Origin of the sequence: Methylobacterium nonmethylotrophicum, from assembly GCF_004745635.1 — a bacterium.
GTDB lineage: Bacteria > Pseudomonadota > Alphaproteobacteria > Rhizobiales > Beijerinckiaceae > Methylobacterium > Methylobacterium nonmethylotrophicum.
Map to the genome: position 1 here is coordinate 1 of NZ_SRLB01000066.1, position 14,194 is coordinate 14,194.

The 14,194-nt window shown below is 71.7% G+C and carries 9 protein-coding genes; 6 read left to right on the forward strand and 3 right to left on the reverse strand.

Features of this window, described 5'->3' with window-relative positions:
• Both EU555_RS35190 and EU555_RS35195 read left to right on the forward strand, forming a co-directional pair.
• Window positions 1–102, forward strand: a 102-nt coding sequence (locus tag EU555_RS35190) for a hypothetical protein (protein ID WP_135419932.1), incomplete at its 5' end; no start/stop codon positions are given.
• 287 nt (window positions 103–389) lie between these two features.
• The gene (locus EU555_RS35195) at window positions 390–1,562 is read left to right on the forward strand and encodes a GGDEF domain-containing protein (RefSeq protein WP_167858767.1); all 1,173 of its coding nucleotides are present in this window, start codon (window positions 390–392) and stop codon (window positions 1,560–1,562) included.
• Window positions 1,563–1,572: 10 nt separating this feature from the next.
• Here EU555_RS35195 and EU555_RS35200 read toward each other — a convergent pair whose 3' ends face one another.
• Window positions 1,573–1,845: a hypothetical protein gene (locus EU555_RS35200; protein WP_135419936.1), complete on the reverse strand. Its 273-nt coding sequence runs from the start codon at window positions 1,843–1,845 to the stop codon at window positions 1,573–1,575.
• Window positions 1,846–1,904: 59 nt separating this feature from the next.
• Complete coding sequence (locus EU555_RS35205; protein ID WP_135419938.1) at window positions 1,905–2,615, reverse strand: carbonic anhydrase; 711 nt, start codon at window positions 2,613–2,615, stop codon at window positions 1,905–1,907.
• A 308-nt stretch (window positions 2,616–2,923) separates the two neighbouring features.
• Here EU555_RS35205 and EU555_RS35210 point away from each other — a divergent pair, with 308 nt between their 5' ends.
• On the forward strand, window positions 2,924–3,925 hold the full coding sequence (locus tag EU555_RS35210) for a 4-hydroxyproline epimerase (RefSeq protein ID WP_135419940.1): 1,002 nt from the start codon (window positions 2,924–2,926) through the stop codon (window positions 3,923–3,925).
• A gap of 6 nt (window positions 3,926–3,931) precedes the next feature.
• On the opposite strand, the gene modA is transcribed toward EU555_RS35210, so the two are convergent.
• Complete coding sequence (gene modA, locus EU555_RS35215; RefSeq protein WP_135419942.1) at window positions 3,932–4,714, reverse strand: molybdate ABC transporter substrate-binding protein; 783 nt, start codon at window positions 4,712–4,714, stop codon at window positions 3,932–3,934.
• A 149-nt stretch (window positions 4,715–4,863) separates the two neighbouring features.
• On the opposite strand from modA, the gene EU555_RS35220 reads away from it, so the two are divergent.
• The 3 genes from EU555_RS35220 to EU555_RS35230 form a co-directional block, all read left to right on the forward strand.
• Complete coding sequence (locus EU555_RS35220) at window positions 4,864–5,232, forward strand: winged helix-turn-helix domain-containing protein (protein WP_135419944.1); 369 nt, start codon at window positions 4,864–4,866, stop codon at window positions 5,230–5,232.
• 32 nt (window positions 5,233–5,264) lie between these two features.
• Window positions 5,265–6,056 (forward strand): glutathione S-transferase family protein, encoded by a 792-nt coding sequence (locus EU555_RS35225; protein WP_135419946.1) that lies wholly within the window; start codon window positions 5,265–5,267, stop codon window positions 6,054–6,056.
• 634 nt (window positions 6,057–6,690) lie between these two features.
• A partial coding sequence (locus EU555_RS35230) for an ExeM/NucH family extracellular endonuclease (RefSeq protein ID WP_245524650.1) occupies window positions 6,691–14,194 on the forward strand: 7,504 nt, incomplete at its 3' end.

Genomic DNA, 14,194 nt, shown 5'->3' on the forward strand with positions numbered 1-14,194 from the left:
GGCAAGATCCCGCTCGAGCTGATCGAGGTCCAGGTCGGCAGCTACACCGGAGAGGACGACATCATCCGCATCGAGGATGTCTACGGCCGCGAAGGACGCTGAGCGGGCCGGGACGGCGAACGGCGGGCGCGGCGGCGATGCGGTTTCGAGGTGAGCCGGCCGCGGCGCCGCGCCTGTCCCCGACGACGGCGAGGATCGTCGCGACGGTCAGCGCATAACGTCGACGACGGGACAGATGTTCGGCACTTTCTAGGAAGGCAATCCTTCACAAGCCCCCAGGTCACTTAACGCAGCCTTAGATATTATGATCGAGAGTCTGATCTCGTGAAGGCGGGGGGAGGGGCAGCGGAAGGATGGTCTTGGTCGCTGCCGGCCGCACGGAGCCGGGCATGACCGATCGCCTGGACTGGCTGCTCCGCTTCGACCCCTGCGTCGAAGCGCGGCACGAGGCGGAGCACGGTCCGGAACGGGTCGCCGGGTTGCGCCAGCTCATCCTGGTCGGTCTGATCTTCTACAACATCTACAACTTCACCAGCGCCGCGCTGATGCCGGACATCCTCGACCTGAGCGTCGCGGCGCGCCTTCTGGTCGTGACGCCGCTCTCGCTGGGAGTGGCCTGGCTGGTTTCGCGGGTCGCCCCCGCCACCCGCGAGATCCTCGTCCTGGGCGGGATGATCGGCGCCGTGGCGGCCCCGATCCTGCTGTTCTGGCTGACCACCGCCCCGCTCGGCACCTATACCTACGGCGAAGCGGTGCTGGTCGTCGTGTACGGCAACCTGCTGCTCGCGCTGCGCTTCCGGCACGCCCTGGCCTTCACGGCGGCGGCGTTCCTGTTCGCCGCGCTCGCCGCCGGCACGAAGCCGGGTCTCGACCCGGCCCTGCGGATGGCCCTGCCGCTGCAATTCGCCACCGGCTGCGCGTTCAGCCTCTATGCCAACTACCGGATGGAGACCCTGCGCTGCCGCGAGTACCTCCGGACGCTGGCGGCCCAGCTCGCCTCGGAGGCGGCCGACGCGGCGCGTCGGCGCTACCAGGGCCTGTCGCACACCGACGCCCTCACCGGGCTGCCGAACCGGCGGCGGCTCGACGAGGTCGCCGAGAGTTGGTTCTCCGAGGAGCGGCCGGTCGCCCTGCTGATGATCGACCTCGATCACTTCAAGCTGTTCAACGACACGCTCGGGCATCCGGAGGGCGACGCCTGCCTGCGCGCGGTGGCGGGGTTGTTCGCGACGTCCGTGGCCGGCGCCGAGGGGCTGGCCGCCCGCTTCGGCGGCGAGGAATTCACCGTCATCCTGCGGGAGGCCGGGACGCTGGAGGCGGCCCGGTTCGCCGCCGCCCTGGTCCGCGCCGTGGAGAGCCTCGGGATCGTGCATCCCGGCCGGTCGGACGGCGTCGGGGTGGTCACCATCAGCGTCGGCATCGCGCTGAAGCCGGCGGGTGCCGCCCGCAGCCGGGATGCGTTGTTCGCGGAAGCGGACCAGGCCCTCTACCAGGCCAAGCACCGGGGACGGAACCGCTACGCCTTGGCCGAGGGGGTCGGGTCGGCCGCACTGGTCCGGTAGCGGGCGCGCCTCAGCGCCGGGTGCAGCGCAGGGCCTCGCGCTGGCAGGCGAATCCGGGCGTCGAGCAGTGGACGCCGTCGGTCCCGCGGGTGCAGACCCGGCACGAATCGGTCCATTCGCGGCATGCGGGATCCTCCGCCGGCGACAGGGCTGCCGGCTGATGAGCCGGCACTACGCCCCGGGCCGGCGCGAAATTGGCGACGAGGATCGTCGTCAGGATCGCCCCGGCGGCGATCCAGGCAAACAGGGCGTCGCGGGAGGTGTCACGTCGGGCATCCAGCATGCCGGTGGTCCTCGCCCGCGACACCCCGCCTGTCAATCCGCCCGCCGTCGCGGTCCGCCCTACTCGGCCGCCCGGGTCTCGGGCGCCCCGACATCGACGGCGGCGAGGCGCGGCGCCGCGGCGGCCTCGGCGACCGGCAGCGCATCCTCCTCGGCCAGGACCACGAAGCGCCCGGCCTCGCCGTCATAGACCAGCAGGTGGCCGGTCTCGATCTCGAAGAACCAGCCGTGCAGGGTGAGCTCGCCGGCGGCGAGCGCGCTCGCCACAGCCGGGTGGGTGCGCAGGTGGTTGAGCTGCGCCAGCACGTTCTCCATGGCGAGGGCGTGGAGGCGGCGCCTGTCGTCGATGTCGTCCGGATAGGCGTCGCAGACGATCTTGCGGGCCGCCTCGCCGTGGCGCAGCCAGGCCGCGACGTTCGGCATCGTGTCGGCGAGATCGGGCGCGAGCAGGCCCTTCATGGCGCCGCAATCCGAGTGGCCGCAGATCACGATGTCGCGCACCTTGAGGGCCAGCACCGCGTACTCGACCGCCGCGGTCACGCCGCCCAGCATGGTGGCGAAGGGCGGCACGATGTTGCCGACGTTGCGGGTGACGAACAATTCCCCGGGGCCGGCCTGGGTGATGAGTTCGGGCACGACACGCGAATCGGCGCAGGAAATCACCAGGGCCTTCGGCTGCTGGCCGTCATGGACGAGGCGCTGATAGACCGAGCGCTGGCTCGGAAACACCTGCTCGCGGAACTGCGTGAAACCCTGAACGATATTGTCCAACACCGGCATCCTCCTCATCGACGGCCGCGGCCGCGCAGGCCCGACGAAGGGCCGCGCCTTGATGCCGAGAACGTGGCAGGACGCGCCGGGTTGCCATCCGGCCCGCCCTCTCCCTCTGCGTCATCTGGCCCGTCGCTCGCCGGGATGAGGAGGCGGGCCGTCCTCGTGCGCATGGGCCGCGCGATGGGGCGGCGCGATCGCGGCGGCTCTTTCGGGCCGCCCTTTGACGATGCGCCGATTTCTGCGACGAACGGGCCGCAAGGTCCGGACGCTGTCCGGGCCCGCGATCCCCGGAGGCCGACCCCGCCATGCACCCGCACACCTTCCTCTGCGTCGACGCCCATACCTGCGGCAACCCGGTCCGGGTGGTCGCCGGCGGGGCGCCGGTCCTGCCGAACGTGAGCATGGGCGAGAAGCGGCAGATCTTCCTGGCCGAGCACGATTGGGTGCGCCGGGCCCTCATGTTCGAGCCGCGCGGCCACGACGCGATGTCGGGCTCGATCCTCTACCCGCCGTCGCGGGAGGATTGCGAGCTCGGCGTCCTGTTCATCGAGGTCTCGGGCTGCCTGCCGATGTGCGGCCACGGCACGATCGGCACCGTGACGGTGGCGCTCGAGCAGGGTTTCGTCGTGCCCCGCACCGAGGGGCGCCTCGCCCTCGAGGTCCCGGCCGGCAAGGTCGAGGTCGAGTACCGCCGCAACGGCCGCTTCGTCGACGAGGTCCGCCTCTACAACATCCCGAGCTACCTGCACGCGGCGGATGTCCGGGTCGAGGTGCCGGGCCTCGGGGGCCTCACGGTCGACGTCGCCTATGGGGGGAACTTCTACGCCATCGTCGAGCCGCAGGATGCCTGGCCGGGCCTTTCCGGCATGACCGCCGCCGACATCCTGACGCTGAGCCCCCGCGTGCGCGAGGCGGTGCAGCGGGCGGTGGCGCCGGTTCACCCGGAGGATCCCCGCATCCAGGGCCTGAGCCACGTCATGTGGGCGGACGGGCCGACGCATCCCGAGGCGCATGCCCGCAATGCCGTGTTCTACGGCGACAAGGGCATCGACCGCTCGCCCTGCGGCACCGGCACCTCCGCCCGCATGGCCCAGCGGGTCGCCAGGGGCCGCCTGCGGATCGGCGACGACTTCGTGCACGAGAGCATCATCGGCACCCTCTTCCACGGCCGGGTCGAGGGCGCGGCGGAGGTCGGCGGGCGCCCGGCGATCCGCCCGAGCATCGGCGGCTGGGCCCGGGTGACCGGCCACAACACGATCCTGGTCGACGAGCGCGACCCCCTCGCCTTCGGCTTCCAGGTGGCGTGACGGGTCCTACTGCGACGCCCCCTCCCCGATCACCGTGAAGCCCTGCGCCTCGAAGAAGCGCCGGGCGGCCTTGCTCCTCAGATAGGCGAGGAAGCGGGCGCCGCCCTCGCCCTTCGCCTCCGCGGTGACGGCGAAGGGATAGACCACCGGCGGGTGGCTGCCGGCGGGAAACACCCCCACCACCGTCAGGCCCGGATCGGACCGGGCGTCGCTCTCGTAGACGACGCCGAGCTGCGCCTCGCCGCGGGAGACCAGCGCCAGGGCCGCCCGCACGTTGTCGGCCTGGGCGAGCCGCGGCTGCACCTGCGCCCAGAAGCCCAGCGCCTCGAACGCCGCCTTGGCGTATTTCCCGATCGGCACCGAATTGACCTCGCCGGTGGCGAGCCGCCCGTCGGGGCCGAGGGCCCGGGAAAACCAGTCCGGCGTGAACGCCGCCTCGCCGAGCTGGGCGGCCTTCGGCGCCACCACGACCAGGCGGTTGGTGAGGAGGTTCACCCGGGTCTCGGGCCGGATCAGCCTGCGGGCGGCGAGGTAGTCCATCCATTCGAGGTCGGCCGAGGCGAAGAGGTCGGCCGGCGCGCCCTGCTCGATCTGGCGGGCGAGCGCCGAGGAGGCGGCGTAGCTCGCCCGCACCGGGAGGCCGCTCTCGGCCGTGAAGGCCTTCGCAACATCGTCGAGGGCGTTCTTCAGGCTCGCCGCCGCGAAGACCGTCGTCGGCTCGGCGGCGCGTGCCGGGGTCGCGAGAGCGAGGAGGCAGACGGCCCAGAGGGCGCGGGCGGGGCGGCACATGGCGGTGATCCTCGAGCTTGCGATGAGGTCGTCGCGCTATATGCTGCCGTGCATAGCGATGACCAGTCCCGGGCGCCGGAATTCCGGCGCTTCCCAGGCGGACCGGCGCCCGTCATGGTCGGGTCTTACGCCCGACACCCGCGAGCCCCATGGCGTCCCTCTCCATCCGCCTCGATCTCGATGCCGGCATCCGCGTCGGCCCCGGGAAGATCCGCCTGCTCGAGGCGATCGCCGCGCACGGCTCGATCTCGGCCGCCGGCCGGGCGCTCGGCATGTCGTACCGCCGGGCCTGGCTCCTGGTGGACGAGTTGAACGGAGCCTTCGCCGAGCCGGTCGTCGCCGGCCGGGCCGGGGGCCGCAGCGGCGGCGGCGCGGCGGTGACGCCGTTCGGGGAGCGCCTGATCGCCTGCTACCGCGGCATCGAGCGCGACGCCGCGCAGGCGGCGCGGGAGCGGCTCGCCGGTCTCGCGGACGCGCTCGCGCCCGCCCGCGTTCCGCCAGGGCCGCGGATGCCGTAAGCCACAGCGACGGTCCCGGGGGAGACACCGCCATGCTGCTCTACGAGCACCCGCTCTCGTCCTATGCCCAGAAGGTCAAGATCGCCCTGCGCGAGAAGGGGGTGCCCTTCACCGCCGAGCTGCCGTTGACCTTCGGCACCGGGCGGCAGGACGGAGCCTTCGCGGCCGCCAATCCCCGCACCGAGGTGCCGGTGCTGATCGACGACGACGTGACGTTGTTCGAATCGACCGTGATCCTCGAATACGTCGAGGAACGCTGGCCCGAGCCGCCGCTCCTGCCCCGCAGCCCCGCCGCCCGGGCCTTCGCGCGCCTGACCGAGGAGGTCTGCGACACCCAGTACGAGGCGGTGAACTGGGGGTTCGGCGAGATCCTGTGGTTCCGCCGCGCCACCGGGGCGCTGGCCGACCGCCTGCGGGCCCGGGCGGCGGCGCAGACCCGCGTGCTGCAGGACTGGCTCGCCGGGCGGCTCGGCGAGGCGGAGTGGTTCGGCGGCGCGCGGTTCGGCTGGGCCGACGCGGCCGTCGCCCCGATGCTCAACCGCTCGGTGCATTACGGGCTCGGTCCGCCGGAGGGCAGCCCGCTCGCCCGCTGGCACGCCCGGGTGCGCGAGCGTCCCTCCGTGGCGGAGACGTTTCGGGAATTCGACGGCGCGGCGGCCCGGATGGCGCAGGCCGCCGACCTCTACACGACGGGCGGGCGCCGGCGCGAGTACCGCGACCACCGCCTCGAATGGATGATCAAGTCGGGCGGCGTCGAAGTGGTGCTGGCGGGCCTGCGCGACCGCACCATCCGCTTCCCCTGGCCGGAGGGCGAGCCGGGCTGACACGGCCGAACCGCACCGGCGACGATCCGCCACCTCGCCGCGCGGCGCCCCGGCAGGCCGCCCGACCTGCCGTCGGTCGAGCGGCGGAGCAGTCTTCGCGTCGCCGACGATCGATCCTGGTCGCCATCGCGAGAGAATCAGCCGCCGCGCCGCGCGGCCCGGACCCGCGACCGAAGCATCCGGCGTCCTCTTGCGGGCGCGAACCGGCTCCGCGACGTCCTCGCCGGTCCCGCGATGCTGTTCGGCCGGAGCCGGATCTGCCGGGGTCCAGCGGCATGCGGCGGCTCGGACTGGCGGCCGTGTTTCCGGGAGAAACACGTTTGCCGGCAAAGACTTCGCGGCCCAGAAACACGGCCGGCCACCCGCCCCGACAGCTCCGCGACGGCCTTCACAGGAGTGTCGCAGAACGCCCATACAGAGCGAACACAATCCGAAACAAGCTGTAATAAGGCAGTCTCGTGCCCGCCTGATCCGACACATCGCATGATCGCGGGCGGGCTTGTCGTCGCTTCCGCGCCCTCCTGATTTCCCGCTCTTCCTCGACGCTTCGCTCCGGCAGGCGGCGCCTTCCCTGCGCGCCCGCCATCGACGCCCCTTGGGCGCGCGGCGGGCGCACATCACGGACAACGACGCCATGGCTGGAACGATTTCCCTGACCGCCCTCGGGGCTGCCTACACCCAGACCTTCGACGCGCTGGCGAACACGGGCACGTCCTCGATGCTGCCCGTCGGCTTCGACCTTGCCGAGGCGGGGACCGCCGCCAACGCGACCTACACGGCCGGCACCGGCTCGGCGAACACGGGCGATACCTACAGCTTCGGGTCGAGCGGCTCGACCGACCGGGCCCTCGGGACGCTGCTGAGCGGCTCCCTCTCCTCGGTGTTCGGCGCCTCGTTCACCAACGCCACCGGCGCGGCCATCACCGGTCTCGCGGTCGGCTACCAGGGCGAGCAGTGGCGGTTCGGCGGGACGGCGAACAACCGCAACACCCTCGCCGACCGGCTCGACGTCCAGTACAGCCTCAACGCGACGAGCCTGTCCGACGCCGCCGCAACCTGGATCGACGCCGACTCCCTCGACTTCGCGAGCCCGGTCACCTCCGGCACGGCCGGCGCGCTCGACGGCAACGCGGCCGCCAACCGGACGAGCGTCGGCGCGACCCTCGGCAATCTCTCGATCGCCAATGGCGGGACGTTCTGGGTCCGCTGGGTCGACTTCAACGTCACGGGCTCCGATGACGGGCTCGCGATCGACGACCTCACGCTGACGCCGCAGGGCGTGCAGCCGACCACCCTCTCGATCGCCGCCGCCGACGCCAGCAAGGCCGAGGGCGGGCCCGGCGCCTCGACGCCCTTCACCTTCACGGTGACGCGCGGCGGCGGCACGACGGGGGCGACGAGCGCCACCTACACCGTCTCCGGCACGGGCCCGAACGCCGCCAACGCCGCGGATTTCGCCGGCAACGCCTTCCCGACCGGGACGGTGTCGTTCGCGGCCGGCGAGACGACCAAGACGGTGACCGTCGCGGTCGCGGGCGACGCCGCGGTCGAGCCGAGCGAGACCTTCGCGGTCACGCTCTCGAACCCGACCGGCGGCGCCACGCTCGCGACCGCCGCGGCGACCGGCACCATCGTCAACGACGACACCGGGAACGCCATCAACGGGATCGCGGTCTACGACGCCGCGCCCTCGCTCCAGGGCCTGTCGGGCGCGACCAGCACCACGGCGCCGACCGCCACGAACGCGCTCCAGCTGGTGCGCCTCGGCGCCTACGCCACCACCAACGACACGGCGACGCAAGCGGCGCCGAACGCCGAGGTGGTGGCCTACGATTCCTCGACGAGCCGGCTCTACGTCCAGAACACCAACGAGAACCGGATCGAGATCGTCTCGCTCGACGCCGCCGGCTCTCTCGCGAAGACCGGCGAGATCCTGCTGTCGGGCCTCGCGCAATACGGCTCGGTGAACTCGGTCGCAGTCTTCAACGGCCTCGTGGCGGTGGCCTATGCCAACGCGACCGGCGACGCGGCCGGCCGCGTCGCGCTGTTCAACGCCGACGGCACGCTCCTGCGCTCGCTCGCCGTCGGGGTCGGGCCCGACCAGCTCACGTTCACCCGCGACGGCAGCCGCCTCCTCGTCGCCAACGAGGGCGAGCAGGCGAGCGCCGCCAGCAATCCGGTCGGGGGCGTCTCGATCATCGACGTGTCGGGCGGGGCGGCGAACGCCTCGGTCGTCGCAACCGTCGGGTTCGAGGGGCTGAACGGCGCCGAGGCGACCTTGCGCGCCCGCGGCCTCGCGGTCACGCCCGGCAACTCCGCCGCGGCCGACATAGAGCCCGAATACATCGCGATCTCGCCCGACAACCGCTTCGCCTACGTCACCCTGCAGGAGGTGAACGGCGTCGCGGTGATCGACCTCGCCAATCCCGGCACGGCGCCGATCGCGATCCAGCCTCTGGGCGCGGTCAACCACGCGCTCGCCGGCAACGAGTTCGACGCTTCCGACCGCGACGGCCCGAACGGCGCCGCCTCGATCCGGATCGCCGCGACGCCGGCCGGCACCCCGATCTACGGCCTGCTCCAGCCCGATGCCATCGCGTCGTTCACCGCGGGCGGCGCGACCTATTTCGTCACGGCGAACGAGGGCGACCAGCGGGTCATCGGCGGCGCCGACGACGGCAACGACGTCGCGCGCCTCAGCGCGGTGCCGAACAGCCGGCTGACCCCGGCGCTCCAGGCGCTCAAGTCCGACCCGGCCTATGCCCGCCTCAACGTGCTGCTGCGCACCGGCGACACCGACGGCGACGGCGTGATCGACCAGCTCAACACGCTGGGCGGCCGCGGCCTCTCGATCTTCCGCCAGAACCAGGACGGCACCCTCACCAAGGTGCGGGAGACCGGCGGGGAATTCGAAAAAATCTTCGCCCAGATCGCGCCGGGCCGGTTCAACAACGACCAGACCGTCGCCGACACGCCCGACGACCGCTCCGACAACAAGGGGCCGGAGCCCGAGGGCATCACGATCGGCACGGTCAACGGCCGCATCTACGCCTTCGTCGGCCTCGAGCGCCAGAGCGGCATCCTGGTCTACGACGTGACCGATCCGGCGAACGCGAGCTACGTCTCCACCATGCCGCCGCTGGCCGGCTCGGCCGCCGATCTCGGCCCGGAGGTGCTGACCTTCATCGCCGCCGACCACAACCCGACCGGCACCAACCTGGTGGTGTCGGCGAACGAGGTGGCGAACGGGGGCGCCACGCTCTACGCCGCCCTGCCCCAGGGTACGACGCAGGAGATCTCCTTCGCGGCCGATTCGCTCACCGTCAGCCGGGCGGAGGGCAACGGCGGCGCCACGACCTTCAGCTTCACGGTCCGGCGCACCAACGGCACGCTCGGCGCGGTGGCCTTCACCGCCGAGCTCGCCGGCACCGGCGCGAGCCCGGCGAATGCCGCCGACTTCGGCGGCGCGCCGAGCCTGCCGCTCACCGTCACGGGCACGATCCCGGCGGGCGCGGCGTCAGCGGTGGTCACCGTCACCGTGCAGGGCGACGCGACGCCGGAGCCGAACGAGACCTTCGGCCTGACCTTGCGCAGCGCCGCCTCGACCCAGGCCGGCATCACGGCCGCCGTGAGCGCCAGCAACGCCACCGCGACCGGCACCATCCTCAACGACGACGTCACCCTGATCTCGGCGGTGCAGGGCACCGGCAGCGCCAGCCCGCTCGTCGGCCAGACCGTGACGGTCGAGGCGATCGTGGTCGGCGACTTCCAGAACGGCGACGCGGACGCCAAGCGCAACCTCGGCGGCTTCTACCTGCAGGAGGAGAAGGCCGATCAGGACGCCAATCCGCTGACCTCGGAAGGGCTGTTCGTCTACGAGGGCACCGGCAACCGCCTCGTCGACGTCGCCGAGGGCGACCGGGTCCGAATCACCGGCACGCTCACCGAGTTCAACGGCGAGACGCAGCTCACGGTCAACGCCGCCTCCGGCATCGAGGTCGTGCAGGCCGGCGCGCTCTCGGCGGCGGAGGTCAAGGCACAGGCGGTCGACGTGTCCCTGCCGGCCGCCGGGGTCGTGGGCACCGGGACCACCGCCCAGCCCGACCTCGAGCGCTACGAGGGCATGCTGGTCCGCTTCCCGCAGACCCTGTCCATCTCCGAGCAGTTCAACCTCGACCGCTTCAACGAGATCCGCCTCGCCGCGGGCGGGCGCCCCGAGACCTTCACCAACGCGTTCGAGCCGGGCGCGACCGACTACGCCGCCTACCTGGCGCAGACCGCGGCGCGCTCGATCACCTACGACGACGGCCTCAACAGCCAGAACCTGCCGATCGAGACCCTCGACGGCTTCGGCCCGACCTATTCGACCGCCACGGCGCCGCGGATGGGCGACACCGTGACGGGCCTGACCGGGACCCTCGGCTACGGCCTGACCAACGCCTTCCGGGTTCGCGCCATCAACGACGGCGACAATACCTTCGCCAAGGCCAACCCGCGGCCCGCGACGCCGGACGCGGTCGGCGGCACGCTGAAGGTCGGCAGCCTCAACGTCCTCAACTACTTCACCACCCTCAACGCCTCGTCGACCTCGCTCACCGCGATCGGCCAGGCGCCGCGGGGCGCCAACACCAGCGAGGAGCTGGCGCGCCAGACCGAGAAGCTCGTCACGACGCTGATCGGCACCGGCGCCGATGTCCTGGGCCTTACCGAACTCGAGAACCAGTTCCAGCTCGGCAACCCGGGCAACGCGCTGGAATACCTCGTCGGCCAGCTCAACGCCCGGGCCGGCGCCGGCACCTACGCCTACGTGAACCCGGGCAGCCAGCTCGACAACGGCCAGTTCCTCGGCGGCGACGCCATCGCGGTCGGCTTCATCTACAAGCCAGCGAAGGTCAGCGTCGCGCTCAACACCACGATCGAGAAGCTCGACGACGCGGATGTGGCGCGCCTCGACCCCGCTTTGCTGCAGCAGAGCACGATCGGCCACCTCTTCACCGGGGTTAACACCAGCCGCGCCTCCCTGGCGGTGACGTTCCGGGAAACTGCGACGGGCGAGGACTTCACGGCGGTGATCAACCACCTGAAGTCGAAGAGCGGCAGCGGCACCGGGGCGGATGCCGACCAGGGCGACGGCCAGGGCGCCTGGCAGCAGCAGCGCGAACTCGCCGCCAAGGCGCTGACCGCGTGGGTGGCGACGAAGCCGACCGGCACGCCGGATTCCGACGTGATCCTGCTCGGCGACTTCAACGCCTACCTCAAGGAGGACGCCCTCGACACGGTCAAGGCCGGGGGCTTCACCAACCTCGCCGAGGACCGCCTCGCCGACCCGTATTCCTACGTCTTCGACGGGGCCTACGGCGCCCTCGACCACGCCTTCGCCAATGGCAGCCTCAACGGCCAGGTGACCGGGGTGACCGAGTGGCACGTCAACGCCGACGAGGCAGACGCGATCGACTACAACCTCGATTTCGGCCGGCCCGCCTCGTATTTCGACGGTCGGGTCGCGGCGCGCGAATCCGACCACGATCCGGTCCTCGTCGGCCTCAAGCTCGACCAGACCGCGCCGACCCTGATCTCGGCCACGCCCGCCGACAACGCCACCGGGGTGGCGCCCGGCGCCACCATCACCCTGCGCTTCAGCGAGGCGGTGAAGGCCGGCACCGGGTCGATCACGATCACCGACGGGGCGGGCGACACCCGCACCATCGCGGTCACGGATACCGCACAGGTCGCCATCGCGGGCGACACCGTGACGATCAACCCGACGACCGACCTCAAGGCGGGCACCGCCTACGACGTCGTCCTGCCCCGCAGCGCGATCACCGACGCGGCCGGCAACGCCTTCGCGGGCCTCGCGCAGGACCAGCTCGACTTCACCACCCAGCAGGCTGCCCCGATGACCTACACGCTCCAGATCCTGCACGCCTCGGACTGGGAGGCCGGCCTCCTGGCGACCCAGCGCGCCGCCAACTTCGCGGCGATCGTCGACAAGCTCGAGGACGCGACCCCGAACTCGATCACGCTGTCGACCGGCGACGGCTGGATCCCGAGCCCGTTCTTCATCGCGGGCGCCGACCCGCAGCTGAACGCGACCTATAACGGCATCTACAACCAGTTCTACGGGCTGTCGGGCGCCAACGCCTACAACCGGCTTACCGCCTCGCCGGGCCGGGCCGACATCACGATCCAGAACATCATCGGCGTCCAGGCGGCGGTGTTCGGCAACCACGAGTTCGATTCAGGGCCGACCGAGGTCGCCAACATCATCGGCGCGAATCTCGGCACGGCGGCAGGCCCGGCGGACGACACCTGGGTCGGGGCGCAGTTCCCCTACCTCTCGACCAACCTCAACTTCTCGCGGGAATCGGCCCTGTCGGGCCTCGTCCATGCGGATGGCGACGCCGCCACCTTCGCCCAGACCGGCCCGACCTCGACCCAGACCGGCACCGGCACCGACAAGATCGCCAAGTCGACGGTCATCACCGAGAACGGCGAGAAGATCGCCTTCATCGGCGCCACCACCCAGGTCGAGCCGCTTCTGACCACGCTGGGCAACGTCACCGTCGACGGCTTCACCGGCCGCGACGAGATCCCGCTGCTCGCCCAGCAGATCAACGCCGAGGTGGACCGGGTGCTCGCGGCGAATCCCGGCCTCAACAAGGTCGTCGTCGGCACCCACCTGCAGCAGCTCTCGAACGAGCAGGCGCTCGCGCCGCTGCTGCGCAACGTCGACGTGCTGATCGGAGGCGGCTCGCACACGCTGCTGTCGGACTCCAACGACCGGCTGCTCGCCGGCGACGCCTCGGGCGGCGCCTACCCGCAATTCTTCACCAACGCCTCGGGCCGGACCCTGGCGCTGGTCAACACGGCGTCGGAGTACTCCTATGTCGGCCGCCTGACGGTCACCTTCGACGACCAGGGCAACGTCATCCGCGACTCGGTCACGCCGCAGAACTCGGGCGCGGTCGCGGTGGACGATGCGAGCGTGGCGCAGCTCTGGGGCTCGACCCAGGCGGCCTTCATGCCGGGCAGCAAGGGCTTCCTCGTCCGCGAGATGATCGAGGGCCTCGACGTCAACAACGACGGCGTGCAGGAGACCGCCGGCGTCGCCGACATCATCCGCCAGCAGGACGGCAACATCCTGGGCCGCACCAGCGTCTACCTCGAGGGGCGCCGTGGCGAGGTCCGCACCGAGGAGACCAACCTCGGCGACCTCTCCGCCGACGCCAACCTGTGGTACGCCAAGCAGTACGACCCGACGGTCGCGGTCTCGATCAAGAACGGCGGCGGCATCCGCGACTCGATCGGCTCGTTCTCGACCGCGGGCGGCGGCACCGCCGAGCTGCCGCCGGCGGCGAACCCCTCCGCCGGCAAGCAGGCGGGCGACATCTCGCAGCTCGACGTCACCAACTCGCTGCGCTTCAACAACGCGCTCGCCGTCACGACCGTCTCGGCCCTGGAGATGAAGCGGATCCTGGAGCACGCGGTCTCGGCGACCGCCGCCGGCGCGACGCCGGGCCAGTTCCCGCAGATCGGCGGCCTGACCTTCTCCTTCGACGCCACCAGGACCGCACAGACCCTCGACGCCAACGGCACCGTCACCCGCGAGGGCCAGCGCATCCTCAACGCCGCGATCATCGACGAGAACGGCCGCATCCTCGACACCCTGGTCCAGAACGGTCAGCTCGTCGGCGACCCGAGCCGCGGCATCCGCACCGTCACCCTCGACTTCCTGGCCACCGGCACGTCGAGCGCGCCGGGCCTCGGCGGCGACAACTACCCGTTCCCGGCCTATGGCGAGAACAAGGTGGCGCTCGCCTCCGCAACCCCGGGCTCCGCGCTGCCCAACACCGCGACCTTCGCGGCCCAGGGCACCGAGCAGGACGCGATGGCCGAGTACCTGCGCGCCTTCTACGCCTCCACGCCCTACGGCACCCCCGACACCACGCCGGCGGGCGACACCCGGATCCAGAACCTCGCTTCCCGCAGCGACACCGTGCTGGCCCGGGGCGTCACCCGCACCGGCACCGGCGGCGCGGACCGTCTCGACGGCACGGCCTACGACGACCTGATCTCCGGGGGGGCGGGCGACGACATCGTGTTCAACAGCCCGGGCAACGACATCCTGCTGGGCGGCC